We start from the raw sequence: 26,726 nt of genomic DNA on the forward strand, positions 1-26,726 counted from the left end.
CGGAGCCGGGGCCGGGGTCACGTCGGGCCGCACCCGGCGCGGGGTCTGCTCAGCGTGCGGGGCGCCCGGCGCCGCCTGTGGTTCCGCGTCGTCCGGTCGGCGCAGCGCCCGCAGCAGCAGCGGGCCCCCGCCGCCGGTGGCGGACCGCGGGCCGGCGGGGCGGGTGACCCCGCGGACGAGGCCCGCCGGGGCGGACGGCAGGACGGCGTGGGCGAGCCCGGTGTCGAACGACGGGTTGCGCCACGCGGCCAGACCGGCCCGGAAGCCGAGCCCGTCGCTGACGCCCATCGCCGCCCGGGACACGGTCAGTGCGGGCGGCGCCGTCACGCGCCAGCCGCCGTCCCAGTCGCCGGGCACGGCCACGTCCCGCCGCGCGGCCGCCGGGGCGGCGGAAACCGGCGCCGCGGCCGGGGCGTCCGGCACGGCGGCGGCACGCCGACGCAGCCTGTCCCGCCATGCCATGTGTTCAACCGCCTTCGTTCACACGGGTGTTGATACGAGCTATCTCGGAGACCCACTCCTGGCGCTCGCCGTGGGTCAGGTCGAGGATCTCGTCGCGTTGCCAGTGGAAGTGGTAGGCGATGTACGCGATCTCCTCCCTGAGCCGGGGGAGGGCGTACGTCACGATTCCCCCAGGCGCCCACCGGAGAGGTCGACCTCGAAACCGCCTTCGCAGTGCGGGCAGGTGACCGCCGCACGCGTGTGTCCCTCGCTGTTGACGCGCCGGTAGAAGTCCTGGAGGAACGCGACGTCGGTCGCGTACATCCGTTCCACGATCCCGGCGTGCACATCGGTGACGGTGCCGAGCCGGGTGATCACCTGGCTGAGCAGCACCACGCTCAGGTACGCCGGGTTCTCCTTGACCCGCAGGTCGATCAGGGGCCGCAGTTCGTCGCGGGCGGTGGCCAGGCGCATCGAGCCGTGCCGGTGCACCGTGCCCGCTTCGTCGACGTAACCGCGCGGCAGCTCGAACTCGAACTCCGTCCGCAGCCCGTGTTCCTCGCGCGCCGCCGGAGCGGCGGCGGACGGGGGCGCCGCCGCCTGCTCCGGGGCCGCCGCGGGCGCAGTGACCTGGAGGATCTCCTCCAGGCTGCCCGCCGTCACCGTACGGCGCCTCATTCGACGATGATCTCCTCGAACACGATGGTCACGGACTCGGTGGCCGCGGCGGACTCGCCGGCCTTGAGGGAGGGTCCCTCCCACTTGGAGGCCCAGCCCTGCATCAACTGGATGCGGCGGACGGTGGCTCCCGTGGAGTCCTTGATCTCGATGGTGAGGTTCTGTCGTGCGGTGTCGACGGCGCCGTTGTTGAGGGTCTCCTTGATCCACTTGGTGAACTCGCTGCTCTTGTCGAGTCCCCGGGTGATCGTGACCTCGCCCGCCTGGCGTGCGCCGGGCTGCTTGCGGATGATCTGCTTGCCCTCCGCACTGACCTGGCGGACCTCGACGACCTCTTCCTCGACGGTCAGGCCGCTGATCTCCTGGATCGATTCGACCAGGTAGCCGCCGAGCTGTACGCCGAAGATATGGGTGGAAAGAGCATCGCCCTCTGCCATGACTGTCCTTCACCTTTCCTTGCTGCTGCCCCGGAGGGTCACTCGTCGATGAGGCTGGTGCTGTCGGAGAACTGGGCCAGCCGGAACACCACGAACTCCGCGGGCTTGACGGGCGACACGCCGATCTCACAGACCACGCGGCCCTGGTCGATCGACTCCTGCGGGTTGTTGTCCCGGTCGCACTTGACGTAGAACGCCTCCGCCGCGGTGCGGCCGAACAGCGCGCCGCGTCGCCACTCCTCGGTGAGGAACGCGGTGACGTTGCGCCGGATGCTCGACCAGAGCCGGTCGTCGTTCGGCTCGAAGACCACCCACTGGGTGCCCAGGAGGATGGACTCCTCCAGGTAGTTGAAGAGACGGCGCACGTTCAGGTAGCGCCAGGCCGGGTCCGAGGAGAGCGTGCGGGCGCCCCAGATCCGGATGCCCCGGCCGGGGAAGGCCCGTACGCAGTTCACGCCGATCGGGTTGAGCAGGTCCTGCTCGCCCTTGCTCAGGCGCAGTTCCAGGTCCACCGCGCCGCGGATCACCTCGTTGGCGGGGGCCTTGTGCACACCGCGCTCGGCGTCGCTGCGCGCCCACACGCCGGCGACGTGGCCGCTCGGCGGGACGGTCGTGTTGCGCCCGGCGGCCGGGTCGAAGACCCGCACCCAGGGGTAGTAGAGGGTGGCGTAGCGGGAGTCGTAGCCCGCCTCGTCGTTGCGCCAGGTGCGCACCTGCTGCGCGGAGAGCCCGGGCGGGGTGTCCAGGACGGCCACCCGGTCGCCCATCTGCTCGCAGTGCGAGATCACCGCGAGCTGTACGGTGCGCACGCCCTCGGAGTCGATGTCACCGCGCTCGTAGGCGCTCATCAGGTCCGGCACCGCGACCATGGTGATCTCGTCGATGGTCTCCAGGCCGGCGAACCCGGTGCGGGCGGCGGAGTCACCCACGTACTCGGCCGGATCGAGCCGGGCCACGCCGCTGCTGCCGCCGGCCGGGGCGGGCGAGGAGGCGGGGGCGTCGGGCAGGACGACGGTCCCGCCGGCGGGCCGGGTCTGGGTCGCGCCCCGCTGCTCGGTGACCTCGATCAGCTTCGATGCGCGGGCCTGGGTGACGAGGTAGCCCTTGACGTTCTTGCGGGCGGAGGCCTCGTAGCTCTCGGCGATCTGCCCGCCCTGGCGGACGAGGACCTTGAAGCGGTCCTCCGGCGGGTTCTCGCCCTCCGCGTCGGCGATCTCCACGGAGACCCCGGTGACGCCCGGCCGGGCGGCTACCAGGAATCCGCCGAGTTCGGCCGGCTCCGCGGCACGGGTCCGGGGGACCGCACCCGAGGCGGCCGGAGCGGAGGAGTCCCGGGCCGGCCCGCCGATGCGGACGACGTACGCGGCGCCGCCGCCGTTGGCGAAGTACCCGTAGACGGCGTGTGGCAGGTAGGTGCCCTCGGTGAAGCCGCCGAAGTGCTGGGAGTACTGGTCCCAGCTGGTGACCAGCGTCGGCTCGTGGAAGGGGCCGTTCTGGGCGAAGCCCACGAATGCGGCGACGGCGGTGCCGACCCCTTCGATCGGGCGAGCACCGGACTGCACCTCCTCCACGTACACGCCCGGGGTGAGGTACGTCGGCATGCTCGCTCCTTCTGGTCACAGCTGCGCAGTCGCAATCAGGTCTGATCACAGCCTTTCCGGCGGCCGCCGCCCGGGACAAGGGCGTTCGGACCTGGGCGGGGGCAAGTGCGCTGCCCTCCCGGTCGCCCCCGCCGGACCGGCCAGGCACCGGGCCGCCGCCCGTCGGCCGCCGCACCGGCTCACACGCCGGTGACCTGGCTCAGGTACGGCCCGAACTCGCCCTCCAGGACCAGCCGGCCGAGCTTGCGGTACTCCTGGGCGACCGCCGTCACCACCTGGCTCATGGTCAGCGGTGCACCCGACGCGGCCGCGAGGTAGGCGGCCGTCACGGCGCAGGACCGGATCGAGCCCCCGGCCAGTTCGAACCGGTCCGCGCAGAAGCCGAGATCGAGGTCCCCGGCCCGGGGCAGCGGATCGCCCAGGCACCGTTCCCACAGGGCCAGGCGCTGGGCGGCGTCGGGCACCGGGAAGTCGGCGACCACGTCGAGGCGGCGGGTGAACGCCTCGTCGAGGTTGGCCCGCAGATTGGTGGTGAGGACGGCGATGCCGTCGAAGGACTCCATCCGCTGGAGCAGGTAGGCCGACTCCATGTTGGCGTGCTTGTCGTGGGCGTCCTTCACCTCCGAGCGCTTGCCGAAGATCGCGTCGGCCTCGTCGAACAGCAGCACCGCGTTGACGGCGGACGCCTCGGTGAAGATCCGCTCCAGGTTCTTCTCGGTCTCGCCGACGTACTTGTCGACGACCGTGGACAGGTCCACCACGTACAGGTCCATGCCCAGGTCGGCGGCCACCACCTCGGCGGACATCGTCTTGCCCGTGCCGGAGGACCCGGCGAACAGGGCGATGACCCCGCGCCCGCGCCCGCCGCCCGGCCGCATGCCCCACTGCCCGAGCACCTGGTCGCGGTGGCGGGCGCGTACGGCCAGTTCGCGCAGCCGGCGGAGGGTGGGGGCGGGCAGCACCAGGTCGTCCCAGCCCACCGCGGGCTCCACCCGGCGGGCGAGGCGGGCGAGCCCCGCACCGTTCTGGGCCCGTACGGCGGCGCGCAGGCCTTCGGGGGAGAGCGGGCCGCCGCCGAGCGCGGCGGTGCGCACCGCGCTGTCGGCGGCGCGCCGCAGCTGCCCGGCGTCGAGGCGGTGCGCGGACACGGACCGGGCGAGCGCGTCGGCGCCGCCGCCGTGCTCCCCACCGGCCCCCTCCAGCGCGTGCCGCCAGCGGGTGACGTTCCGGTCGGGGGTGGGGGCCTCGACGGTCAGGGTGACGGGGGTGTCGGCCGCCCAGGAGGGTTCCCAGCCGCTCGTTCCGTAGGTGAAGAGGGGGATGCCGCGCAGCGCGGTGCACAGCGTGCGCAGGACGCGGGCCCGCTCGTCGGGTGCGCCGGGCAGTTCCTCCAGCGGACCCAGCAGCACACCGGCGCCCGTGAGGCGGGCCTCGCGGGCGGTGGCGCGGGCGAGTTCGGGCACGGCGCGGGCGTGCTGGGCCAGCGCCGCCGCGTCCAGGGCCAGGGGGTCCGGCCCGGACGCGTACAGCGCGGCGGCGGCCAGGCCCTCCGGGTCGCCGCCGCGGGACCGCAGGTGGACGTGGCGGGAGCCGCTGCCGGCCGCGGCGCGGGCCCGGCGCAGCTCGGCCGGGTCGACGGCCGGGTCGGCGTGGGCCCGGCCGAGCACCACGGCCAGCCGCGGGTCGGGCGAGGCGTCGCCGAGCAGATGGGCCGTGACCCGGTCCGGGACGGTCAGCACCCTGGACAGGGGCGGCCGCTCCGGCTCGGTGACCTCCAGCAGACCGCCCGCGACGAGCGGAGCCGTGGGGGAGAGCCGCAGCCGGGAGGCCGCCGATCCGGTGCGGCCGCACAGTTCGAGGGCGAGGCCGACGGTGGGCCGGCGGCGCGTCAGGTCGTCGTTGAGGTAGCCGTAGAGCCGCTCGAAGCGGGCGTCGAGGTCCGGCGCGATGGCCACCAGGAGCAGGTCCACGTCCAGCGGATCCAGTGCGAAGCGCGCGGAGAGGACGTCGAGCGGCGAGCCGGGGGGTGCTTCGGCCGGTGCGAGCGCGGGCAGGCCGGGGCCGTGCGGCGCGTCCAGGATGCGGGCGACGGCCTCGGGCGTGAGGTACTGGCCCCGGTAGGGGTCGTGCGGGTCGGGGTCGACGGCCCGCCGGAGCGCCACGGCCTGCCGTACCCGCTCCTCGACGAGCCGGAGGCGGGCCCAGAGGTAGGGGAGGGGACCTGGGGCGGGACCTGGGGCGGGGCCGGTGTCCGGGTCCGGGTCTGGGGCTGGGCCGGGAACGAATCCGTCCGCGGCCCCGATGCCGTCCGCCTCCGTGCCGCCCCGCGTGGTGCCGTCCGGCTGCGTGCCGTCCCGCGTCGTGCCGGCCGGCTCCGCGTGCCGTGGGGCGGGCGGTGCCGCCGGGTCGACGGTGTACGTCACGGCTGTCGTTCCCCTCGTCTGCGGCGCGCGGGGACCGCACGCCGCTCCCGGGGCCCGCCGAAGCCCTCGGGGCCCGGCTCGCCCCCTTGCGTGTAGCGCAGTCGGCGCGCGCCGTCCTCCTCGCCGGAGGGCCGCTCCCGCCCGCTGTCCGCCCGGCCGGGCGCGCCCGGCTCGGTGCCCGACCCGTGCGGTACCGATCGCACGACGAGGCCGTCGGTGACCGGCGGGGCCGTGACCGTGCTGAGGCCCGCCAGCGGCGCCTTCACCCGCAGCCCGAGGGACGGCTTCAGCTCGCCGCCGAGCGCCGACCACACGTCGGAGGCGGCCGGTGCGTCCTTGCCGGTCCCGCCCGCGTCCACGTCCACGAGCAGGCCGAGTTCGGCGAGCGTGCCGGTGAGCAGGTGCGGGGGCAGCGTGTCGGTGTTCACGAGGCAGGTGAGCACCTGGGACAGGAGCCGGTGCTCGTCCTGCGGCCGGCTCGCCCACGCGGTGACCAGGTACGTCAGCTCGAACCAGCGCGGCGGGGTGCGGCGCGCGACGACGAACCCGTCCGCGTCGAACACCTCGCCCGCGCCGCTGCCGCGCCGGACGTGGTCCTCGCGGATGTCGTACAGGAAGACGCAGACCGTGGGCGCGCTGCGGCGCGCCGCCCAGTCACGCGTCGGGGCGTCGAAGACCACCTCGACGCCCGACGCCTCCAGGCCGGACTCCGCCAGCAGCCGGCGGAGCCCCTCGTCGACCTCGTGGATCACCGGCGGCTCACCTCGTCGGGGGGCTGCACCGAGCCGTTGACCACGAGGAAGTCGGTCTGCACCGGCGAGAAGCCGGGGCCGCTCGCGGTGATGATCCGCGGGCCCGTCTGGTCCTTGGCCAGGATCAGCAGCTGGCCGATGAACGTGCCGTCGCGCCGGGGGAGGGTCGGTGCGGCCGCCGCCGTGATGCCCGGCTTCCACGCGAACCGCACGGGCACGCCGGGCGGGAAGTCCTCGCCGCGCACGGAGGTGACGAAGCCGGGCTTGCCGATCGGCGGCACGGCGACGATCCGCGGCTGGAGGACGCGCAGTTGCTGCCGGGCGGTGTTGTCACCGGGGTCGGCGTCCGTGCCGGTCGTGGTCAGGCTGCCGGTCACCTGGGCGGTGAGCGCCTTGTCCGGGCTGAGGACGACCCGCAGGACGGTCCGTGCGCCCGGCGCCAGGTCCGGCAGCACGCATTCCCAGCTCTGGTCGCAGCCCGGAGGCGGTCCGCCGTTCGGTACCCCCTGCGGGAGGCCGATGCGCAGCCGCAGGCCGGTGGCCAGGGCGCTCCGGCCGTTGCGGACGGTGTACGTGACGACGACGCGGCCGCCCACGTAGCCCGGGTTCGGCTGGGCCGTGAGGCCGAGTGCGGGCCCGGCCGGCGGCGCGGGCGGCTCCGGCTGCGGCGTCGGCCGGGTCGTGGGCGGGTTCGTGGGCGGAGTCGGCGGTGCCGGTGTCGGCGTCGGCGGGGTGGGGGTCGGCTTCGGGGGTACGGGTGCTTCGCGCACCGGCACCACGGTCCGCCCGGAGTTGTCGCTCGGGCGGGGGTCGAGCACGGTGCCGGTGACCGACCAGTCCACCGGCTGGTCCCCGGGGGTGACGCCGGTGAGGGTGACGGTCACCGGGACGGTGGCGCCGGGGGGCAGTACGCCCAGGGCGCAGGTCAGCGCCGCCGCGTCGCACGTGGCGCCGGGTGCGGTGAGCGCGGTGACGCCCACGCCGAGCGGGGGCGCGACGGTCAGCCGGGTGCCGGGCGAGGCCGCCGGGCCCTGGTTGACGACGTCGACCCGGACGGTGGCGGATCCGCCGACGGTCAGCGGCGCGGACTTCTCGGGCGCCCGCACCGCGAGGTCGACCGACTGCTGGACGCCGGGCTCCTTCTGACGGCCCGGCAGGCCCGTGACGAGCAGGCCGTGGTCGCCGGAGGCCACGTCCACCAGCTTCAGTTTCTCCGGGCTGTTGGGGGCCCGTGATCCGCGGGCGCTCAGGACGAGGCTCTTGCCGTCGGCGGTCCAGGCGGCGTCGCGGGGCTGGAACGGACCCTTGGCCGTGGGTTCGGGCAGTTCCCGGCCGCAGGCCCCCGGCACGTCACGGGCGGCGTCGGGCAGCAGGACCCGGCAGGCGCCGCCGCCGGCCGCGGAGGCGAGCAGGATGCCGCTGCGCTCGTCGACGCGGCCGCCGCCGTTCTTGCGGTTGAAGGCGATGGTGGCGCCGTCGGGCGAGAACGCCGGGCTGTCGTCGATGACTTCGCAGGCACCGGGGCAGAGGGTGGCGCTCAGGTCGCGCTGGCGGTCCAGGTGGTCCACGGGCACGGTCCAGATGTGCTTGTTGCCGCCGTTGCCGTTGATCACGAGGTTGCGGGTGAAGGCCAGGGTCGTGCCGTCGGGGGACCAGGTGGGCTGGGCGTCGCCGAGCCGGTCCCGGCCGGCGGGCGGGGTGACCTCGCCGCGGATCGCGCCGGTGGTGGCGTCCGCGATCAGGATGCGCGGGATGCCGGTGTCCCCGCCGGTGCCACCGGGCGAGGTCCGGGTGAAGGCCAGGAACCGGCCGTCGGGGGAGAACGCCGGGTCGGTGTCCCAGTCCTTGGGGCCGCGGCCCGCGAGCGGCAGGGCGGCGGCGTGGGTGCCGTCGGCGTCCGCGAGCCAGATCCGTTCGATCCGGCCGGCCTCGCTGTCCTCGAAGCGGGTCAGCACGATCCGGCGCCCGTCGGGCGTGTAGTTCTGCCGCTCGGTCCACGGGTCGAAGCCGGCGGCGGGCCGGAACAGCGGGTCCTTGGCCGGGTCGGTGTTGGTGTCGGCCGCCGGGTCCTCCTTGAGGATGGTCAGGCCGAGGTCGCGGGGGTCGGAGCCGTCCATCCGGGCGTCCTGCAGGGTCACCACGTGGGGTCCGGCCGCCGAGGTCCGCTCGACCACGACTCCGCCGCCGTTCTGCGGACCGAGCCAGGTGGCCGAGCCGACCTCGCGGTCCTCGCTGAGGACCAGCTCGGGCGTGTCCGCCGCGTGTGCGGGCACCCGGAAGACGTGGTCCCAGTCGCCCTTGCAGTCACAGGTGCGGTCCGGGCTGAGGAAGAGCACACCGTTCCCGTCGGGCAGCCACGCTGCCCCGTGGGTGCGCCAGCCCGCCTGGGCGCCCGCCAGCAGCGGACCGTCGGCGCGCCCGTCGGTCCAGCGCAGGCGGGGCCCGGCCGTTCCGGTGGCGGTGTAGGCGATGACGTCCCGGTTCGCCTTGTCGTCCACGGGGTTCCACACCGGCTCGGTGGCCGTGCCGTTGGCGGGATCGGTGACGCGGGTGGCGGCCCCGCCCCGCAGGGGACGTACGTGGACCTGCCGCCCGGCGGTCCGGTCGCCGTCGGAGGAGTACGCGAGACGACCGCCCTCCGGCGAGACCGTGGGGTGCTCCTCGTTCGCGGGAGTGTCGGTCAGCCGGGTGAGGCCGGTGCCGTCGGTGCGCACCAGCCACAGGTCGCGCTGGGTGCCGCCGGATCCGGCGGACTGGGCGGAGTCGAAGACGACGGACCGGCCGTCCGGGGTCAGCCGGGGGTTCGCCGCGTCCAGGCCGCTGGTCAGGCGGCGCACCGAGCCGTTCGCGGAGCGCAGGTAGACCTGCGGGGTCCGCTCGTCGCGGCGGCCGGCGAAGACCAGCTGGTCGCCCAGTGCGGCGGGCTGGGTGTCCAGGTGCGCCGGCCCCTCGCCGAACAGCGGGGTGCTGGACGTGCCGGTCGCCACCCGGCCCAGGCTGCGGTGGCGCGTGCCGGCGTACACGACCCGGCCGTCGCCGGCGTCGGCCGCCTGGGGGCGCGCCTCGGCGTCGCCCGGGCCGGTGGCCGCCGTCACCGCGAGCAGGGGGATCAGCAGCAGCAGCGGCGCGCCGGTCCTCCCCCAGCGGTGTCGACGGCCGCCGGAGCCACCCGTGCGGATCACGGTCCACCTCACAGTCCGGTACGGCATTCACGTATGACCCCGCCACTCTGCGGACCGGCAGGTGCGTACGGCAGGGCCGTGGGGCCGCACCCGGGGGAAGCACCCGGTGCGCTTTCGGGCAGTGGGGTGCGCCGCCGGCCCCGCCGGACGGTCAGATCAGCCCGTTGCGCAGCGCGTAGCCGACCGCGTGCGTGCGATTGCGCAGGTGCAGCCGCGTGATGATCTCGTGCAGCACGTTCTTGACGGTCCGTTCGGAGTACGAGGTCTTGCGCGCGATCTCCGCGGTGTCCAGGCCCTCCGACACCAGGCGCAGCATGTCGGCCTCGCGCGCGGTCAGGGTGGACAGGGACACGGCGTGCGGGTCGAGGGTCGAACGCTGCAGGCTGCCCACGTGGTCGAGGAGCTTCGCGAGCAGGTCGCCGGGCAGCACGCCCTCGCCGTTGGCTATCGCCAGGACCAGCCCCAGGAGCCGGTCCTGGTCGGCCTCGCTGCGGCGCAGTACCGCGGTGACCCCGCACTCGATGGCGCGCTGCAGGGCGTCCCCGGACTCGAACGTGCCGACCACGAGCCCGGTGCGCGTAGTGGAGTCGTGCCGCAGCCGGTACAGCAGGGCGGCCGTCTCGTCGTCCACGCTGTCCACGGCGACGAGCGACACCTGCGCGCCGTCGGTGACGTCGACGAGTTGGATCTCGGGGCGCTGGCGCAGCTGGTGGACGACCCCGACGTGCAGGATCGGGTCCGGTGCGTACACGGCCACGGTGACCCGATCACCGGCGCCGGATGAGGGGACGGGTCCGTTGTTGTCAGGGTGGGCCATTGGCGTTGTACCTGTTCCATGATGCGTATGTGGGGTTACGGATGGAGAGGAATGATCAACAGGAGGTTGGGCACTCGTAGTTGATGAGCGTCTTCGGGGGCATCCGGGTTGCCCGGGGCGTTGCCCCCGTGTCCGTGGAGGTGGCGGGGGCGGCGGCATAGCGTCGCGGTGTGATATCCCCAGCAGCCCCTTCAAGTCCTGGCGCGCCCGGCCTCGACCTCCCGCCGGTGTCGGTGACGCCGGGCGGTACCGCATCCACCGGCCTCACCGTCCGCAACGACAGCGACATCGTCGAGGCGTACCGCCTGGAGGTCGTCGGCGACTGTGCTGCCTGGACCACGGTGGAACCCGAGCGCGTCTCCCTGTACCCCGGCACCTCGGAAACGGTGACGATCCGTCTGGCACCGCCCCGCTCACCACAGGTACGGGCGGGGGACGTGCCGCTCGCCGTGCGCGTGCTGCCGACGGAGCAGCCCGAGGCCGTGCGGGTCCCCGAGACCACCGTGCACATCGAGGAGTTCCGCGAGCTGCGGGCTGAGAGCGCTCCCAGACGCCGCCGCGGCTGGCTGCGGGGACGCTATCGACTGGCCGTGCGCAACGAGGGCAACTCCCCGGTGAGGCTGGGCTTCACGCCCGCCCAGCCGGGAGAGGAGCTGAAGTTCGCCTTCGCCCCCGACGAACTGAAGCTGGAGCCGGGGGAGTCGGCGGAAGCGGTGCTGCGGGTCCGCACCGGCACGCCGGTGTGGTTCGGGGCCCCGGTGACCTGGCCGTTCACCGTCACCGTCACCGTGGCCGAGGCCGCGGCCGGCGGGGCCGGCGCCGGCGAGGACGGCAAGAAGACCGGGGAGAGCAAGGAGGGCGGAGAGAGCGGGGAGCGGCCGGAGCCGGATCCCGTCCGGGCGCCGCTGGAAGCGGAGTTCGTCCAGATTCCGATCTTCCCGACGTGGCTGCTCGCGGTCCTGGCCGCGCTGCTCGCGCTGCTGCTCGCCTGGTTCCTGCTGGTGCGTCCGGCCGTGCGCAGTACGGCGAAGGAGGCCGCCGAGGAGGCCCAGAAGAAGCCGGCGCCCAGCGCGGACCTGAACGGGCAGACCCCGGTCACCGGCGACGGCAAGCAGCCGGGCGCGGGCGGCAGGGGCACCCAGCCCGGTGCGGGCGGTACCGCCCCGGGGGGCGGTACCGGCGGTGGCACCGGAGGCGGCGGTGCCGGGACCGGAGGACAGCAGAGCTCGGCGACCATCGACCTGCAGACCGGGAGCGGCCAGACCAAGACCGGCACGTACGCGGTACCCGCGGGCAAGGCCTTCGGGATCACGGACATCGTTGTCGCGAACTTCCAGGGCGACGAAGGGGTGGTGACCATCGACTTCGGCGACCGCAAGATCACGACGATCGCGCTGGAGACCTTCCGCAACCAGGACTACCACTGGGTCACCCCCATCAGCATCACCGCGAGCCAGACTGTGACCGTTCAGGTGACCTGTGCGAAGCCAGGCACGCCGGCCACCGGCCGTCAGGCGCAGGAGTGTCACGAGGTGCTCAACGTGAGCGGCGTGCTGAGCGACCTCCGGTGACCCGAGCGGCACGGACATAGTCGGTCAGGTTGTACGCCGGGGCAAAGAGGGCCTTTGCCCCGGCGTCCGGAAATCGGTACTCCAGAGGATCGATCGGGCGTTCCCCTCGCAACCGCACGCTTTCGTTTCGACAGTGCCTGGAACGGTTAACCGGGGTAAGAGCGACACCGGTTGACCAAGCGCCGAACATGGCTTGAATCGGTCTGTGTCCTACCGGCCGGTCAATGCGTGGGGACTCCCACCGCTGGACCGGCGTCCCCGCCGGCTTTCCGGGGCGGCGCGGTCCTCGGGCGGCGGCGGGCACTCGCGCTCATCGCGGGCCTCGGCCTCCCACTGCACGATCACTCGGGTGGGCCCGCGCGAGCCCGTGCGCGAGGGGAGCGGGAGCGGACCCGTACGTACGTCATGGAGATCGGCGCCGGGCCGGCCGGCCGCGCCGCCGCGGCGAAACGTCGGTCAGGGCCAGACCAGGCAGTACGGCTGGTGACCGGCCTCGTGCAGGCGGTGACTGAAATCCTGCCACTCGTGGAGCAGCTGGTAGACGTTGAAGGCGTCGCTCGGGCCGCCGCGGTCCGGGACCGTGGACCAGATGAAGGCCGCCGCGCCCACCGATTCCTCGCCGATCCCGCGCAGCGGGTCGACCACCGTCATGGGGAGCTTGACCACCGCGTAGTCGGGGTGGAGGACGACCAGCTCCAGCGGGGGCACCTTGTGGAGGGGTATGCCCTCGATGCCGGTCAGGACCATCGCGGCCACCGTCTCCGGCTTGATCTTGGTGAAGAGTCCGCCCATGCCGAGCTCGTCGCCGCCGAGCTCCTCCGGCCGCATCGTGACCGGGACCCGGGCCGCGGTGGCGCCGTCGGGGGCGCCGAAGTACTTGTAGGTCACTCCCATGCCGCGGCCCTTGGGCAGGTCGTCGGACGAGGACGCGGGCCCGGGGACGGCATCGGCCGCCTCCGTTCCGCGGCGGCGGTGCTTGCCCCGGCGGCGGGCCTCGCGGGCGCGCTGCGGATCGAGGCCGTCCGTTCCCTCGCCCGGTCCACCACCGCGTTGCATATCTCCACCCGACTGATCTTGCTTGCCACGGCCCCGCGGCCCCCGCCACGCAGCCTGATCATCATGGCAGTGACCTCCCCCGCGGCGACGCGGTGAAACGCCCGTCCGCAAGTCTGTCGCGGCCTCTGAGACCATGGCTGGTGTGAGCTACCCGTACCCGTATGAAGCCCCAGTTTCGCAGACGCTCTTCGAGCGCGCCTCCCTCGTGACCCCCGGCGGCGTGAACTCTCCCGTGCGCGCCTTCCGCGCCGTGGGCGGTACGCCCCGGTTCATGGTGTCCGGGACCGGTCCGTACCTCACCGACGCCGACGGTCGCGAGTACGTCGACCTCGTGTGCTCGTGGGGACCGATGATCCTCGGCCATTCGCACCCCGAGGTGATCGAGGCCGTCCAGGCGGCCGTCGCCCGTGGTACGTCCTTCGGTACGCCCGGTGAGGGCGAGGTGGCGCTGGCGGAGGAGATCGTCGCGCGCATCCGGCCCGTGGAGCAGGTGCGCCTGGTCTCCTCCGGCACCGAGGCGACCATGTCGGCGATCCGGCTGGCCCGCGGCTTCACCGGTCGCGCCAAGGTCGTGAAGTTCGCCGGCTGCTACCACGGTCACGTGGACGCGCTGCTGGCCGCCGCCGGTTCCGGTCTGGCGACCTTCGCGCTGCCGGACACCCCCGGTGTGACGGGCGCGCAGGCCGGCGACACGATCGTCCTCCCGTACAACGACCTCGAATCGGTACGGGCGGCCTTCGCCGCGCACCCCGGCGAGATCGCCTGCGTGATCACCGAGGCCGCGCCCGGCAACATGGGCGTGGTCACCCCCGCCGACGGCTTCAACCAGGGCCTCGCGGACCTGTGCCGGGAGAACGGCGCGCTCTACATCTCCGACGAGGTCATGACCGGCTTCCGGACCTCCCGCGCCGGCTGGTACGGCGTCGACGGGGTCGAGCCCGACCTGATGACCTTCGGCAAGGTCATGGGCGGCGGCTTCCCCGCCGCGGCCTTCGGCGGCCGCGCCGACGTGATGGGCCACCTGGCGCCCGCGGGCCCGGTCTACCAGGCCGGCACGCTCTCCGGTAACCCCATCGCCACCGCCGCCGGCCTCGCGCAGCTGCGCCTGCTCGACGCGGCCGCGTACGAGAAGGTCGACGCGGTCTCGAAGGAGATCCAGGGCCTGGTCACCGGAGCGCTCGCCAAGGAGGGCGTGGCCCACCGGCTGCAGACCGCCTCCAACATGTTCTCCGTCTTCTTCACCGAGGACGAGGTGCGCAACTACGACGACGCGAAGAAGCAGGAGAGCTTCCGCTTCAACGGGTTCTTCCACTCGATGCTGGCGCAGGGCGTCTACCTGCCGCCGTCCGCCTTCGAGTCCTGGTTCGTGTCCACCGCCCACGACGAGAAGGCGATCGAGCGCATCGCGGCGGCACTGCCGGCCGCTGCCCGAGCCGCCGCGGAGGCCACCGCATGAGCAGCAGTGCCACGCCCGCCACTTCCGACCTGACCGTCGTGCACCTGGTGCGCCACGGTGAGGTGCACAACCCCGAGGGCGTGCTCTACGGGCGCCGTGACGGCTACCACCTCTCCGAGCTGGGCCGGCAGATGGCGGACCGGGTCGCCGAGCACCTCAAGGGCCGGGACATCGCCTACGTCGTGTCCTCCCCGCTGGAGCGGGCGCAGGAGACGGCCGAGCCGATCGCCAAGGTCCACGGCCTGGACCTGGCGACCGACCGGCGGCTGCTGGAGGCGGAGAACGTCTTCGAGGGCAAGACCTTCGGCGTCGGTGACGGCGCGCTGCGCAAGCCCGGCAACTGGAAGCACCTGACGAACCCGTTCAAGCCCTCCTGGGGCGAGCCGTACGTCGAGCAGGTGGTCCGGATGATGAGCGCGCTGGAGGCGGCGCGCGACGCGGCCCGCGGCCGCGAGGCGGTGGCGGTCAGCCACCAGCTGCCGATCTGGATCGTGCGCAGCTTCGCGGAGAAGCGCCGGCTGTGGCACGACCCGCGGCGCCGGCAGTGCACGCTCGCCTCGATGACGTCCTTCACCTTCCAGGGCGACAAGCTCGTGTCGGTGGGCTACAGCGAGCCGGCGCGGGATCTGGTCCCGGCCCATCTGCTGGCCGGAGCCAAGCCGGTGAAGGGCGCGTCCAAGGCGTTCGGAGCTTGATCGACGGACTGTTACAGGCCGTTACGGGGGCACTCAACTAAAGAGAAGTTGTGCGGGAATCACCGTGTCAGCACACATGCCCGATCTGATTGTCCGTTTATATGGACTTCGGGTCGGTTTGAGTGATCGACAGTGGGGACGGTGACATGCGCGACATCAGGGGAGTCAGCCGGAGGGGGTTGCTGGGACTGGGACTTGGTGCGGCCGCCGCGATGGGAATCGCGGGCTGCGGCTCATCGGACAAGCCCGGTTCCGGCTCTCCCGGACCCGTCGGGAATCCGAAGCCCGGTCAGAAGCCGGTGTCCAGGCCCATCGGTGACGGTTCCACCGCCGACACCGGCCCGCAGCCGAACCAGCCGGACGCGCCCGTCCCGCTCCAGCCGGGCGAGACCCCGCCGCAGTTCGTGGTCTTCAGCTGGGACGGCGCGGGCGAGATCGGCAACGGACTCTTCCCGCGCTTCCTCAAGCTCGCCAGGGACCACGGTGCGGGCATGACCTTCTTCCTCTCCGGCATCTATCTGCTGCCCGAGTCGAAGCGGCACCTCTACCGGCCGCCGAACAACCCCGTCGGGGCCTCGGACATCGGCTACCTCAAGGACGAGAACATCCGCGCCACCCTCCGCTTCGTCCGCGAGGCCTGGCTCGACGGGCACGAGATAGGCACCCACTTCAACGGCCACTTCTGTGCCGGTTCCGGCTCGGTCGGCAAGTGGACCCAGGGGGACTGGCAGAGCGAGATCGACCAGGCCGTGTCGTTCGTCACCCAGTGGCGCACCAACACCGGATTCACCGATCTCGACCCGCTGCCCTTCGACTACGCCAAGGAGCTGAAGGGTGCCCGCACCCCCTGCCTCCTGGGCCGGGACACCCTGCTGCCGACGGCCCAGCGGCTGGGCTGGCGCTACGACTCCAGCTCGCCCGGCGGTCTGCAGGTCTGGCCGGTGCGCAGGTCCGGCATCTGGGACCTGCCGCTGCAGTCCCTGCCCTTCCCCGGGCACTCCTTCGAAGTCCTGTCGATGGACTACAACATCCTCGCCAACCAGTCGAAGAGCACCACGAAGGGCGTGCCCGCCAACTACCCGGGCTGGCGCACCCAGGCCACGGCCACCTACCTCGGCGGCTTCCGCCGGGCCTACGAGACCAACCGGGCACCCCTCTTCATCGGCAACCACTTCGAGGAATGGAACGGCGGCATCTACATGGACGCCGTCGAGGAGGCCCTCAAGGGCATGGCGGACAAAAGGGATGTACGGCTCGTATCCTTCCGGCAGTTCACCGACTGGCTGGAGGTCCAGGACCCCAAGGTCCTCGCCAGGCTCCGGGGCCTCGCCCCGGGCCAGTCGCCGGCCGGCGGCTGGAGCGCGTACCTGACCGCCGCCTGACGGGTCCGTGGAACATCGCCTGACCAGGTCATTGACATCCCTCCGGGGGGCGCGGGAATTCCGCGAATTGCTCATGCGAAACTTTTCACATGAGCCTTAGCCGCGCCCCCCGACGCCGCCGCTCGACCGGCGGCCGTGCCACCCTGCTGACCGCGGTGACCCTCGCGGGCGCCCTCACGCTCTCGGCGTGCTCGGGTTCCGACGGCGGCAAGCCCGCCAGCGGGTCCGGCGGCAACTACGTCACGGGCGCGACCGGCATCTCCACCGTCTCCAGGGCGGAGCGCACCGAGGCCCCCAAGCTCGACGGCGAGACGGTCGACGGCAAGACCCTCGACACCACCACCCTCAAGGGCAAGGTGGTCGTCCTCAACGTGTGGGGCTCCTGGTGCCCGCCGTGCAGGGCCGAGGCCCCGAGCTTCGCGAAGGTCTCCAAGGAGCTCGCCGACGCCGGCAAGGACGTCGCCTTCGTGGGCATCAACACCCGCGACAACGAGCAGCAGCAGGCGAAGGCCTTCGAGGAGACCTACGGGATCACCTACCCGAGCCTCTTCGACCCCGCGGGGAAGCTGATGCTCCGATTCCCCAAGGGCACGCTCAACCCGAACGCCATCCCCTCCACGATCGTCCTCGACAAGGAGGGCAAGATCGCCGCCCGAACCCTGGTCGCGGTCACGGAGGAGCAGCTGCGATCGATGATCGACCCGCTCCTCGCGGAGCAGTGACCCTGTGATCGGCCACGTCCTCGCCGCGGAAGTCACCGGCGTGAACGAGACGGTCCTGAACGGCGCGCTGCTGCTCGCGCTGCCGATCTCGCTGCTCGCGGGCCTCGTCTCGTTCTTCTCGCCCTGCGTGCTGCCCCTGGTCCCCGGCTACCTCTCCTACGTGACCGGGGTCAGCGGAGCCGACCTCGCCGAGGCCCGGCGGGGCCGGATGCTGGCGGGCGCGAGTCTGTTCATCGCCGGATTCACCGCCGTCTTCGTCTCCACCGGCGCGCTCTTCGGCTACTTCGGCGCCGAGCTGCAGGAGAACAAGGAGATCATCTCCCGGGTCCTGGGCGGCCTGGTGATCGTGCTCGGCCTCTTCTTCATGGGGGCGATCCCGGGTCTGACGATGCGGGAGTTCCGCTTCCACCGGAAGCCGACGGCCGGTCTGGTCGGCGCGCCCCTGCTCGGTGTCCTCTTCGGCGTCGGCTGGACCCCTTGCATGGGCCCGACCCTCGCCGCCGTCAACACCCTCTCCATCGACCAGGCGAGCGCCGGCCGCGGCGCGCTGCTGACCGTCGTCTACTGCCTGGGCCTCGGCCTGCCCTTCATCGCCGCCGCGATCGCCTTCCGCAAGGCGCTCGGTGCGTTCGGCTGGGTGAAGAAGCACTATGCATGGGTGATGCGCATCGGTGGCGGCATGCTGATCCTCACCGGCCTGCTGCTCGTCACAGGTTTGTGGGACAGCATCATCAGCGACATGCAGAGCTGGACCCAAAGCTTCACGGTGGGGATCTGAGGACTAAAGGCACATGAGTACGACAGACAAAGCGAGCACCGACCCGTCCGCCGCGGCGGACCCCACCGACGCCGCGGCAGGTGCGCAGCTGTCCACCGCGCCGCTGGAGGACAGCCCGGGCGGGCCGGCCGTCGGCATCGGCGTGATCGGCTGGGTCCGCTGGTTCTGGCGGCAGCTCACCTCCATGCGGGTGGCGCTGATCCTGCTCTTCCTGCTGTCCTTGGGCGCCATCCCCGGCTCCCTCGTCCCGCAGACCAACGTCGACGCGATGAAGGTCGTCGCATGGAAGCGCGAGCACGCCTCCTACGTGGACGTCGCCGAGGCCCTCCAGCTCTTCGACGTCTACAGCTCGGTGTGGTTCTCCGCGATCTACCTGCTGCTCTTCATCTCGCTCATCGGCTGCATCGTGCCGCGCTCCTGGCAGTTCGTCGGCCAGCTCCGCGGCCGTCCGCCGGGCGCCCCCCGACGTCTGGACCGGCTCCCCGCGCACACCACCTGGCGCACCGGGAAGACCCCGGACGAGGTCCTGTCGTACGCGAGGACCGTGCTGCGCGGCAGCCGTTTCCGCACCGAGGCCGGCACCGGCCACGTCGCGGCGGAGAAGGGCTACCTCCGCGAGGCCGGGAACCTGGTCTTCCACGTCGCGCTGATCGTGATGCTGGTCGCCTTCGCCTGGGGCCAGTACTTCAAGTCCGAGGGCGGCAAGCTGGTCCTGCGCGGCAGCGGCTTCTCGAACACGCTCACCCAGTACGACGACTTCAAGTCCGGCGCCCTCTTCGACCCGGACGACCTGCCGCCCTTCAGCTTCACGCTGGACCGGTTCGACGCGACGTACGAGATGACCGGCCCGCAGCGGGGCACCCCGCGCGACTTCAAGGCGTACGTCACCTTCTCGGACGGCGCCCACGGCACTCCGCAGAAGCGTGAGATCCAGGTCAACGAGCCCCTTGAGGTCGACGGCTCCAAGGTCTACCTGCTCGGCCACGGCTACGCGCCGATCGTCTCGGTGACCGACCCCACCGGCAAGGTGATCTTCAAGGACGCCGTGCCGGTGCTCCCGCAGGACGCCAACCTCACCTCCACCGGAGCCGTCAAGGTCACCGACGGCTACAAGGACAAGGACGGGAAGAAGGAGCAGCTCGGCTTCAACGCCGTCTTCGTGCCGAGCTTCGCCGGCGAGGGCATGGGCACGATGTTCTCGCAGTTCCCGGCCCTCCTGAACCCGCAGCTCATGCTCAACGCCTTCCACGGCAGCCTCGGCGTGGACTCGGGACTGCCGCAGAACGTCTACCGGCTCGAAACCGCCAAGATGGTGCCCTTCAAGGACGAGTCGGGCCAGCAGTTCAAGCAGAAGCTGGCGCTCGGCGACACGATGACCCTGCCGAACGGGGCGGGGACCGTGAAGTTCGAGGGCATCGAGCGGTGGGCCACCTTCTCCGTCACCCACCAGCCCGGCAGCGGCCTCGCCCTCGCGGGCGCGATCGCCGCCATCGTGGGCCTGGCAGGATCGCTGTTCATCCAGCGCCGCCGGATCTGGGTCCGCGCGGTCGCCGGCAAGGACGGCGTGACCGTCGTCGAGATGGCGGGCCTGGGCCGCAGCGAGTCCACCCGGCTCCCGCAGGAACTGGCGGAGCTCGCCGCCAAGCTGCACCAGGAGGCGCCGACCGCGCCTGCTGCAATGGCCGAACCACGTGTTGAAGAAACCCCTGAAGGAGAGCGCGGATGACGCCGCTCGCAGCCGCAGCCAACGAGAACCTGGCTGAGATCAGCAACTACCTGATCTATTCGTCGATGGCGGTCTACACGCTCGCCTTCTTCGCGCACATCGCCGAGTGGACCTTCGGCAGCCGCAGCAAGGTGGCCCGTACGGCCGCCGCGCTGACCGCGGCCAAGGAGGCCGGAGCGGCCGGAGCGGCCGGAGCCGCCCCCGCCGTGCAGGTCCGGGGCAAGGCCGGGGCCACCGCGGTCCTCGACCAGCCCAAGGTCACCACCCGCTCCGCCACGGGCATCCGCGACGTACCGGACGGCCCCGGTGCCGCCGGCGGCACCGTGCAGGGCGACCTGTACGGACGGATCGCGGTCTCGCTGACCGGGCTCGCCTTCCTCGTCGAGGCGGCCGGGGTCGTCGCACGGGCCATGTCGGTGCAGCGGGCCCCCTGGGGCAACATGTACGAGTTCTCGATCACCTTCTCCACGGTGGCCGTCGGCGCGTACCTGGTGCTGCTCGCCCTGAAGAAGAACGTCCGCTGGCTCGGCCTGATCCTGGTCACCACCGTCCTGCTGGACCTCGGCATCGCGGTGACCTGGCTCTACACCGAGAGCGACCAGCTGGTCCCGGCCCTGCACTCGTACTGGCTGTGGATCCACGTCTCCACGGCGATCTTCTGCGGCGCGGTCTTCTACATCGGCGCCGCGGGCGCGGTCCTCTACCTCTTCCGGGACGGGTACGAGGGAGCCCTGGAGGCGGGCCGCACGCCGGGGAAGTTCCGCAGCTCGATCATGGAGCGGCTGCCCTCGGCGGCCTCGCTCGACAAGTTCTCGTACCGCATCAACGCGGCCGTCTTCCCGCTGTGGACCTTCACGATCATCGCGGGCGCGATCTGGGCGGGCGACGCCTGGGGCCGCTATTGGGGCTGGGACCCCAAGGAGGTCTGGTCCTTCGTGACCTGGGTGGCCTACGCCTGCTACCTGCACGCCCGCGCCACCGCCGGCTGGAAGGGCCGCAAGGCCGCGTACCTCGCGCTCTTCGCCTTCGCCTGCTGGATCTGGAACTACTACGGCGTGAACATCCTGCTCAGCGGCAAGCACTCGTACGCGGGCGTCTGACCGGCGGGAGTGGGACGCTGGTGGCATGTCTCTCGTGAGCCGTGCCACCAGCGAGCAGCGCGGCGAGGACCACTGGCTGCTCCGCCTCGAGGTGCACCTGCCGTGCGCCTACGAGGCCCTGTGGCCCGCCCTGACCACCGCGGACGGGCTGCGCGGCTGGCTGGCCGAGGCGGACGTGCTGGAGCGCAGGCTCGGCGGGGCGGTCACACTGCGCCGGCCGGACGACGGGACCGTGGCCACCGGGCGGGTGACCGCCTGGGACGTGGAGCGGGTCGCCGAATACACGGTCGGCGGGTACGGGCGGATCCGCTTCCACCTGGAGCCGGTCGGGACCGATTCGACGGTGATCCGGTTCGTGAACGAGTTCCGCGGGCCGGAGGCCGGGCGACTCGACCACCTGGCGGGCTGGCACGAGCACTTCGAGCTGCTGGACTCGGCGCTGGCCGGGCGGCCGGCGGACTGGGCGGCCCGGACGGACACCCGCCGGGCGGCGCTGCGCGAGGCGTACGCCTCCCTCGCCCGTACGTAGGGGCCGCGGGCTCCTCTCACCACACCGGGCGCAGCGGCGGCAGTCCGCCCTCCCCGTGGAAGGTGCGCACGACGTCCCCGAGGCCCTGGCGCAGGGCGGTGAGGTCGGTGCCGCGGCCGAGTTCGGCCTCCAGCTCGTGCAGGATCCGGCCCGCGACGGCGAGGTGGTCATGGGCCGCCGGGGCCAGGACCACCAGCTTGCGGCGGCCGCCCTCGGGATGCGGCTCGCGGCGGACGTAGCCGCGCTTCTCCAGGTCGTCGACGATCTGTCCGGCGGCCTGTTTGGTCACCCCCAGCCGCTCGGCGAGCTCGGTGGCGGTGGCGCCGGGGCCCCTGAGGGCCTGGAAGGCCATGCCGTGCACCGGTCGCAGGTCCGGGTATCCGGCCTCGGCGACGCGCCGGGTGAACTCGCCCAGCAGCATCTGGAAGCCCAGGCCGAGCAGGAACAGCAGCTCGACGCCCTCGTTCTCGTCTCTCTTCACGCAAATATGGTGACACGGCCGGGTCAAGCTGCTTTACTCACTCGAAGTAAAGCAGCTTTACTTGCATGCTCCGAGACGGACGACGAGAACACGAGGACCCGCCTTGCACGTGATCAGCCCTGCCCCCGAGAACGTCACCGCCACCCCCAACGCCACCATGACCGGCTTCGCCGCCCCCAGCCGCGGCAGCTCCGAGCTCAGCAGCTGGCACGTGGCCATGCCCGCCGGGGCCACCGGCCCCGAACACTCCGTCAGCCGCGAGCAGGTGTGGATCCTCACCGCCGGCTCCCTGGAGGTCACCTGCGACGGCCGCACCGAGAAGGTCACCGCCGGCGGGACCCTCGTCCTTCCCCCGGACACACTGCGCCGCATCCACGCCGGCGAGAGCTTCGAGGCCCACGTCGTGATGCGCTCGGACGGCGTGGTGACGGTCCCGGGGGAGGAGGGCACCCGCATCCTGCCGTGGGCCCGGTAGCCGCCGGGGGTTGTCAAGCCACGGGAGTCAGGGACGTGACGGGGTGCGGCCGCCGGGGCGCAATGGAGGCACGGCCCCGCCCGGTCGGGCCGGCCGATCCTCAGCAAGGAGCCCCGTCATGGCCCGCACCCGCACCCGCACCGGGTGGTTCGCCCTCGCCACCGTGTCGGCCCTCGCCGCGGGAGCGGTCTCGCTCTCGTCCGGCGCCTCCGCCGACACGCCGGGCCCCGCTCCGGCCCCGAAGCCGACGCCGACCGCTCCTGCTCCGCAGCCGACCCCGACCGCTCCCGCCCCGCGGCCGAGTCCCACCGCCCCCGCCCCGCGGCCGACCTCGACCGTTCCGCCGGGGCCGAAAGTGCCGTGGGCGGACATCCAGGACCTCTACGGCCGCAAACCGGGGCCGCGCCCCGGCACTCCCTGGGTGGGCCGGCCGTACGCGGACATCGGGGACCTGCGCCCCGGGCCCCGACCCAGCAATCCGTCCGGCCTCTTCGGCCAGGGCGGAGGAGGCTCCAAGGACTTCGGGAAGAGCCCCTGGTACTTCTACGTCGGCTGAGGCTCCGCCCGGCCGTCCGCAGGAGCCTTCAGTCCTGGTCCTTGTCCTTCTTCTCCTGCTCGTCGCGCAGCGACTTCAGGAACTCCGGGTTGTCGTCGGGCGCCACCCACTGCGCCCGGCGCGCCCGGCCGCCGCCCGACGCCCCCCGCTGCCTGCCCGCGAACAGCCACACCACCGGGCCCACGATGGAGAACAGCAGGATGATGATCACCCAGACCACCTTGGGGAGGTGCTTGACCTCCTGCTCCGGGGTGTTCAGGCAGTCGATGAAGGCATAGATGGTCAGCGCGAGGATCAGCAGGAACGGCAGATAGCGCAGCACGGTGTGGGACCGACTCCCAGTCAGTGACGGGGGGCCCACGTCGGGCCCCGGTGACGCCTCCAGGGTAGTTGGTGACGGATACTGACCCCTATGGCTTACGACGATCTCCGCTCGCTGCTCCGGGCTCTGGAGCGGGAGGGCGACCTCAAGCGCATCAAGGCCGAAGTCGACCCGTACCTGGAAGTCGGGGAGATCGTCGACAGAGTGAACAAGGCAGGGGGCCCGGCCCTGCTGTTCGAGAACGTCAAGGGTTCGGCGATGCCGCTGGCCATGAACGTCTTCGGCACCGACCGCCGCCTGCTCAAGGCCCTCGGCCTCAAGTCGTACGGCGAGATCAGCGAGAAGATCGGCGGCCTGCTCAAGCCCGAGCTCCCGCAGGGCTTCATCGGGGTCCGCGAGGCCTTCGGCAAGCTCGGCTCGATGGTCCACGTGCCGCCGAAGAAGATCAAGGGTGAGGCGCCCGTCCAGGAGGTCGTCCTCACCGGCGACGACGTGGACCTGGACCGGCTCCCGGCCCTCTTCACCTGGCCCAAGGACGGCGGGGACTTCTTCAACCTCGGCCTGACCCACACCAAGCACCCCGAGACCGGCGTCCGCAACCTCGGCCTCTACCGGCTCCAGCGCCACGACAAGCGCACCATCGGCATGCACTGGCAGATCCACAAGGACAGCCGCAACCACTACGCCGTGGCCGCGGCCAAGGGCGAACGGCTGCCGGTCGCCATCGCCTTCGGCTGCCCGCCCGCGGTGACGTACGCGTCCACCGCGCCGCTGCCGGGCGACATCGACGAGTACCTCTTCGCCGGCTTCGTCGCGGGCAAGCGGATCGAGATGGTCGACTGCAAGACGGTCCCGCTCCAGGTCCCCGCCAACGCCGAGGTCGTCATCGAGGGCTGGCTGGAGCCCGGCGAGATGCTGCCGGAGGGCCCGTTCGGCGACCACACCGGCTTCTACACCCCGCAGGAACCCTTCCCGGCCCTGAAGATCGACTGCGTGACGATGCGCAAGCGTCCGCTCATCCAGTCGATCGTGGTCGGCCGGCCGCCGACCGAGGACGGCCCGCTCGGCCGCGCGACGGAGCGGTTCTTCCTTCCGCTCCTCAAGATCATCGTGCCGGACATCGTGGACTACCACCTCCCCGAATCGGGAGGCTTCCACAACTGCGCGATCGTCTCGATCGACAAGAAGTACCCGAAGCACGCCCAGAAGGTCATGCACGCCATCTGGGGCGCCCACATGATGTCGCTGACCAAGCTGATCATCGTGGTCGACAAGGACTGCGACGTCCACGACCTGCACGAGGTCTCCTGGCGGGCCCTGGGCAACACCGACTACTCCCGCGACCTCACCGTCGTCGAGGGCCCGGTGGACCACCTGGACCACGCCTCGTACCAGCAGTTCTGGGGCGGCAAGGCGGGCATCGACGCGACGAAGAAGCTGCCCGAGGAGGGCTACACCCGCGACGGCGGCTGGCCCGACATGGTGGAGTCCGACCCGGCGACGGCCGCCCTGGTGGACCGCCGCTGGAAGGAGTACGGACTGTGAGCCCCATCGCCGTGGGCGGCCCCGAGTTCTTCATCGGCACCTCGGAGCGGTACGTCGCCCTGATGCGCCCGGAGATCGACCCGACGCAGCCCGGTGTGCTCCTCGCCGCCGAGCAGGCGGGCGTCAGCCCCGAGGAATTCGCGGGGTCCGGCGACACCTGGGCCCTGATGTTCGACGTGGACGGGGAGGGCGGCGGTTTCGAGCTGCCCGGCGCACGGGACACCGAGGCGGACGGCTTCGCGGAGCAGCTCCAGCAGGCCCTGGCGGCCGGGGAGCCGTTCACCGCGGAGGCCGGGAACTTCCTGCTCCTCGACGCCCGCCCGTCCGGGGGCGACTGGGAGGTCACCGCACGCGTCACCCCGCCCGAGGGTCACGACGACGACACCGTCCGGACCCTGGAGCTGGGCGCCCTCCCGGCGGCGGAGCTCACGGCCGACCTCGAAGAGTTCCGCAGGAGCCTCGCATGACCTCCGCCGCCGAAGCCCTTCAGGGACCCGGCCCCGCGCCGCAGGCAGGGAAGGTCAAGGCCTTCCTGCGGCTTGTGCTGATCGAGCACTCGGTCTTCGCGCTGCCCTTCGCCTACATCGCGGCGTTCACCGCCATGTTCCAGCTCGACCGGCGCGTCCACTGGGGCGTCCTGCTGCTCGTCACCATCTGCATGGTGGGGCTGCGGACCTTCGCGATGGCGGCCAACCGGATCATCGACCGCGAGATCGACGCCCGCAACCCGCGCACGGCGAGCCGTGAGCTGGTCACCGGCGCGGTGTCGGTCCGCGCGGCCTGGACCGGCGCCGGTATCGCGCTGCTGGTCTTCCTCGGCTCGGCGGCGCTGCTGAACCCGCTGTGCCTGGCGCTCGCGCCGGTCGCCGTGATCCCGATGGTGGTCTACCCGTACGGCAAGCGGTTCACGAACTTCCCGCACGCCATCCTGGGCCTGGCCCAGGCGATGGGCCCGGTCGGGGCCTGGCTGGCCGTGACCGGCGAGTGGTCCTGGGACGCGGTGCTCCTGGGCCTGGCGGTCGGCGTGTGGATCGGCGGCTTCGACCTGATCTTCGCCTGCCAGGACGTGGCCGCCGACCGGGCGGAGGGCGTCAAGTCCGTCCCGGCCCGCTTCGGCGTCCCGGCCGCCCTCTGGGGCGCGCGCGGCGCGCACGTCGTGACCACGGCCCTGCTGGCCTGGTACGCACTCGCCACGGACGCGGGCGCGCTGTTCTGGGCCGGCCTGGCGGTGGTCGTCGCGGCCTTCCTCTACGAGCACACGATCGTCAAGCCGCACGACCTGTCCCGCCTGAACCGCGCCTTCTTCACGGTCAACGGCTTCATCGGGATCGCCCTGTTCGTGTGCGCCCTGGGCGATCTGGCCGTACGGGGCCTGAGCCTCTAGCCGGCGGCCGGTGCGCGGCGCGGGAGGGCGAAGGCCGCCGCCGCGCCTGCCAGGAGGCCGAAGAGGTGGCCCTGCCAGCTGACTCCCGAGTCCGTCGGCAGGATGCCCAGGAAGATGGTGCTGCCCCAGACGGCGGCGATCACCACTGCCACCACCACGCCCAGCGGACGCCGTTCCACGAAGCCGCGGACCAGCAGGTAGCCGAAGAGGCCGAAGATCAGGCCCGAGGCGCCCGCCGTGATGGTGTCCGAGGGGGAGACCAGCCAGACGCCGAGACCGTCCACGACGGCGACGGCCGCGCACACGGCGAGGAAGCGGCGGATGCCGCTGAGGGCCGCCACGAAGCCGAGGGTCAGCAGCGGGACGGTGTTGGCCGCCACATGGTCGAAGCCGAAGTGGAGGAAGGGCGCGAGCGGTATCCCGGTGAGCCCGTCCGGTTCGCGGGCGATGATCCCGTACCCGTCCAGCGCATGGCCGGTGGCCGCGTCCACCAGCTCGATCAGCCACAGCAGTGCCACCCAGCCCGCCATCAGCTTTCCGGCCGCCTTGGCCCGGTCGAGCTGCGTCCAGCCCGCTTCCGCTGTCGTGCTCATCTTCCTCGTCCCCCTCGCCACGTC

General features: G+C 72.3%; 26 protein-coding genes. 14 read left to right on the top strand and 12 right to left on the bottom strand.

Annotated features, from left to right (window positions below):
• Positions 1 to 466 precede the first annotated feature (466 nt).
• The 8 genes from OG444_RS22295 to OG444_RS22330 form a co-directional block, all read right to left on the bottom strand.
• Positions 467 to 625 (bottom strand): DUF6760 family protein, encoded by a 159-nt coding sequence (locus tag OG444_RS22295; protein ID WP_327263844.1) that lies wholly within the window; start codon positions 623 to 625, stop codon positions 467 to 469.
• Entirely contained in the window at positions 622 to 1,119 is a 498-nt protein-coding gene (locus tag OG444_RS22300; protein WP_327263845.1) for a hypothetical protein, read from the bottom strand. The genes OG444_RS22295 and OG444_RS22300 overlap by 4 nt, the downstream gene beginning before the upstream one ends.
• Positions 1,116 to 1,556, bottom strand: coding sequence for a phage tail protein (locus tag OG444_RS22305; RefSeq protein ID WP_030388073.1), 441 nt, complete (start codon positions 1,554 to 1,556; stop codon positions 1,116 to 1,118). The genes OG444_RS22300 and OG444_RS22305 overlap by 4 nt, the downstream gene beginning before the upstream one ends.
• A 38-nt stretch (positions 1,557 to 1,594) precedes the next feature.
• Entirely contained in the window at positions 1,595 to 3,157 is a 1,563-nt protein-coding gene (locus OG444_RS22310; protein ID WP_327263846.1) for a phage tail sheath family protein, read from the bottom strand.
• 179 nt (positions 3,158 to 3,336) lie between these two features.
• On the bottom strand, positions 3,337 to 5,460 hold the full coding sequence (locus tag OG444_RS22315; protein WP_442810775.1) for an ATP-binding protein: 2,124 nt from the start codon (positions 5,458 to 5,460) through the stop codon (positions 3,337 to 3,339).
• Between the two features lie 116 nt (positions 5,461 to 5,576).
• Positions 5,577 to 6,332 carry a DUF4255 domain-containing protein gene (locus OG444_RS22320; protein ID WP_327263848.1) on the bottom strand — a complete coding sequence of 252 codons (756 nt, stop codon included), beginning with the start codon at positions 6,330 to 6,332 and terminating at the stop codon, positions 5,577 to 5,579.
• Positions 6,329 to 9,514 (bottom strand): hypothetical protein, encoded by a 3,186-nt coding sequence (locus tag OG444_RS22325; RefSeq protein WP_327263849.1) that lies wholly within the window; start codon positions 9,512 to 9,514, stop codon positions 6,329 to 6,331. Before OG444_RS22325 ends, OG444_RS22320 begins: the two co-directional genes overlap by 4 nt.
• A 151-nt stretch (positions 9,515 to 9,665) precedes the next feature.
• Positions 9,666 to 10,331, bottom strand: coding sequence for a helix-turn-helix transcriptional regulator (locus OG444_RS22330; protein ID WP_327263850.1), 666 nt, complete (start codon positions 10,329 to 10,331; stop codon positions 9,666 to 9,668).
• A 170-nt stretch (positions 10,332 to 10,501) separates the two neighbouring features.
• Here OG444_RS22330 and OG444_RS22335 point away from each other — a divergent pair, with 170 nt between their 5' ends.
• Complete coding sequence (locus OG444_RS22335; RefSeq protein WP_327263851.1) at positions 10,502 to 11,902, top strand: COG1470 family protein; 1,401 nt, start codon at positions 10,502 to 10,504, stop codon at positions 11,900 to 11,902.
• A gap of 456 nt (positions 11,903 to 12,358) precedes the next feature.
• On the opposite strand, the gene OG444_RS22340 is transcribed toward OG444_RS22335, so the two are convergent.
• The gene (locus OG444_RS22340) at positions 12,359 to 12,958 is read right to left on the bottom strand and encodes a hypothetical protein (RefSeq protein WP_327263852.1); all 600 of its coding nucleotides are present in this window, start codon (positions 12,956 to 12,958) and stop codon (positions 12,359 to 12,361) included.
• Positions 12,959 to 13,091: 133 nt separating this feature from the next.
• On the opposite strand from OG444_RS22340, the gene hemL reads away from it, so the two are divergent.
• From hemL to OG444_RS22380, 8 genes are all read left to right on the top strand, one after another.
• Positions 13,092 to 14,414, top strand: a complete 1,323-nt coding sequence (gene hemL / locus OG444_RS22345; RefSeq protein ID WP_327263853.1) for a glutamate-1-semialdehyde 2,1-aminomutase — start codon at positions 13,092 to 13,094, stop codon at positions 14,412 to 14,414.
• A complete protein-coding gene (locus OG444_RS22350; protein WP_327263854.1) occupies positions 14,411 to 15,109 on the top strand; it encodes a histidine phosphatase family protein in 699 nt (232 codons plus the stop codon). The genes hemL and OG444_RS22350 overlap by 4 nt, the downstream gene beginning before the upstream one ends.
• A 155-nt stretch (positions 15,110 to 15,264) precedes the next feature.
• Positions 15,265 to 16,491 (top strand): hypothetical protein, encoded by a 1,227-nt coding sequence (locus OG444_RS22355; protein WP_327266888.1) that lies wholly within the window; start codon positions 15,265 to 15,267, stop codon positions 16,489 to 16,491.
• 89 nt (positions 16,492 to 16,580) lie between these two features.
• Positions 16,581 to 17,213, top strand: a complete 633-nt coding sequence (locus OG444_RS22360) for a TlpA family protein disulfide reductase (RefSeq protein ID WP_327263855.1) — start codon at positions 16,581 to 16,583, stop codon at positions 17,211 to 17,213.
• A gap of 4 nt (positions 17,214 to 17,217) precedes the next feature.
• Positions 17,218 to 17,991 carry a cytochrome c biogenesis CcdA family protein gene (locus OG444_RS22365; protein WP_327263856.1) on the top strand — a complete coding sequence of 258 codons (774 nt, stop codon included), beginning with the start codon at positions 17,218 to 17,220 and terminating at the stop codon, positions 17,989 to 17,991.
• A gap of 13 nt (positions 17,992 to 18,004) precedes the next feature.
• Positions 18,005 to 19,717, top strand: a complete 1,713-nt coding sequence (gene resB / locus OG444_RS22370) for a cytochrome c biogenesis protein ResB (RefSeq protein WP_327263857.1) — start codon at positions 18,005 to 18,007, stop codon at positions 19,715 to 19,717.
• Entirely contained in the window at positions 19,714 to 20,817 is a 1,104-nt protein-coding gene (gene ccsB, locus OG444_RS22375; RefSeq protein WP_327263858.1) for a c-type cytochrome biogenesis protein CcsB, read from the top strand. The genes resB and ccsB overlap by 4 nt, the downstream gene beginning before the upstream one ends.
• Positions 20,818 to 20,842: 25 nt before the next feature.
• Positions 20,843 to 21,346, top strand: a complete 504-nt coding sequence (locus OG444_RS22380; protein ID WP_327263859.1) for an SRPBCC domain-containing protein — start codon at positions 20,843 to 20,845, stop codon at positions 21,344 to 21,346.
• Positions 21,347 to 21,362: 16 nt separating this feature from the next.
• Here the strand turns inward: OG444_RS22380 and OG444_RS22385 are convergent, their stop codons facing one another.
• The gene (locus tag OG444_RS22385) at positions 21,363 to 21,827 is read right to left on the bottom strand and encodes a MarR family winged helix-turn-helix transcriptional regulator (RefSeq protein ID WP_383200952.1); all 465 of its coding nucleotides are present in this window, start codon (positions 21,825 to 21,827) and stop codon (positions 21,363 to 21,365) included.
• Positions 21,828 to 21,936: 109 nt separating this feature from the next.
• On the opposite strand from OG444_RS22385, the gene OG444_RS22390 reads away from it, so the two are divergent.
• Both OG444_RS22390 and OG444_RS22395 read left to right on the top strand, forming a co-directional pair.
• Positions 21,937 to 22,302, top strand: coding sequence for a cupin domain-containing protein (locus tag OG444_RS22390; protein ID WP_327263860.1), 366 nt, complete (start codon positions 21,937 to 21,939; stop codon positions 22,300 to 22,302).
• A gap of 118 nt (positions 22,303 to 22,420) precedes the next feature.
• Positions 22,421 to 22,858, top strand: a complete 438-nt coding sequence (locus tag OG444_RS22395) for a hypothetical protein (RefSeq protein WP_327263861.1) — start codon at positions 22,421 to 22,423, stop codon at positions 22,856 to 22,858.
• Between the two features lie 28 nt (positions 22,859 to 22,886).
• On the opposite strand, the gene OG444_RS22400 is transcribed toward OG444_RS22395, so the two are convergent.
• Complete coding sequence (locus OG444_RS22400) at positions 22,887 to 23,180, bottom strand: PLD nuclease N-terminal domain-containing protein (protein ID WP_327263862.1); 294 nt, start codon at positions 23,178 to 23,180, stop codon at positions 22,887 to 22,889.
• A 90-nt stretch (positions 23,181 to 23,270) separates the two neighbouring features.
• On the opposite strand from OG444_RS22400, the gene OG444_RS22405 reads away from it, so the two are divergent.
• From OG444_RS22405 to mqnP, 3 genes are read left to right on the top strand one after another with little or no spacing between them, the layout of a single operon-like run.
• Positions 23,271 to 24,725, top strand: a complete 1,455-nt coding sequence (locus tag OG444_RS22405; RefSeq protein ID WP_327263863.1) for a menaquinone biosynthesis decarboxylase — start codon at positions 23,271 to 23,273, stop codon at positions 24,723 to 24,725.
• Positions 24,722 to 25,192 carry a hypothetical protein gene (locus tag OG444_RS22410; protein ID WP_327263864.1) on the top strand — a complete coding sequence of 157 codons (471 nt, stop codon included), beginning with the start codon at positions 24,722 to 24,724 and terminating at the stop codon, positions 25,190 to 25,192. Before OG444_RS22405 ends, OG444_RS22410 begins: the two co-directional genes overlap by 4 nt.
• Complete coding sequence (gene mqnP / locus OG444_RS22415) at positions 25,189 to 26,109, top strand: menaquinone biosynthesis prenyltransferase MqnP (RefSeq protein WP_327263865.1); 921 nt, start codon at positions 25,189 to 25,191, stop codon at positions 26,107 to 26,109. Before OG444_RS22410 ends, mqnP begins: the two co-directional genes overlap by 4 nt.
• Here the strand turns inward: mqnP and OG444_RS22420 are convergent.
• Positions 26,106 to 26,702 carry a rhomboid family intramembrane serine protease gene (locus OG444_RS22420; RefSeq protein ID WP_327263866.1) on the bottom strand — a complete coding sequence of 199 codons (597 nt, stop codon included), beginning with the start codon at positions 26,700 to 26,702 and terminating at the stop codon, positions 26,106 to 26,108. The two genes, mqnP and OG444_RS22420, sit on opposite strands and share 4 nt — an antisense overlap.
• Positions 26,703 to 26,726: the final 24 nt, after the last annotated feature.

It is taken from the genome of Streptomyces sp. NBC_01232, from assembly GCF_035989885.1.
Lineage (GTDB): Bacteria > Actinomycetota > Actinomycetes > Streptomycetales > Streptomycetaceae > Streptomyces.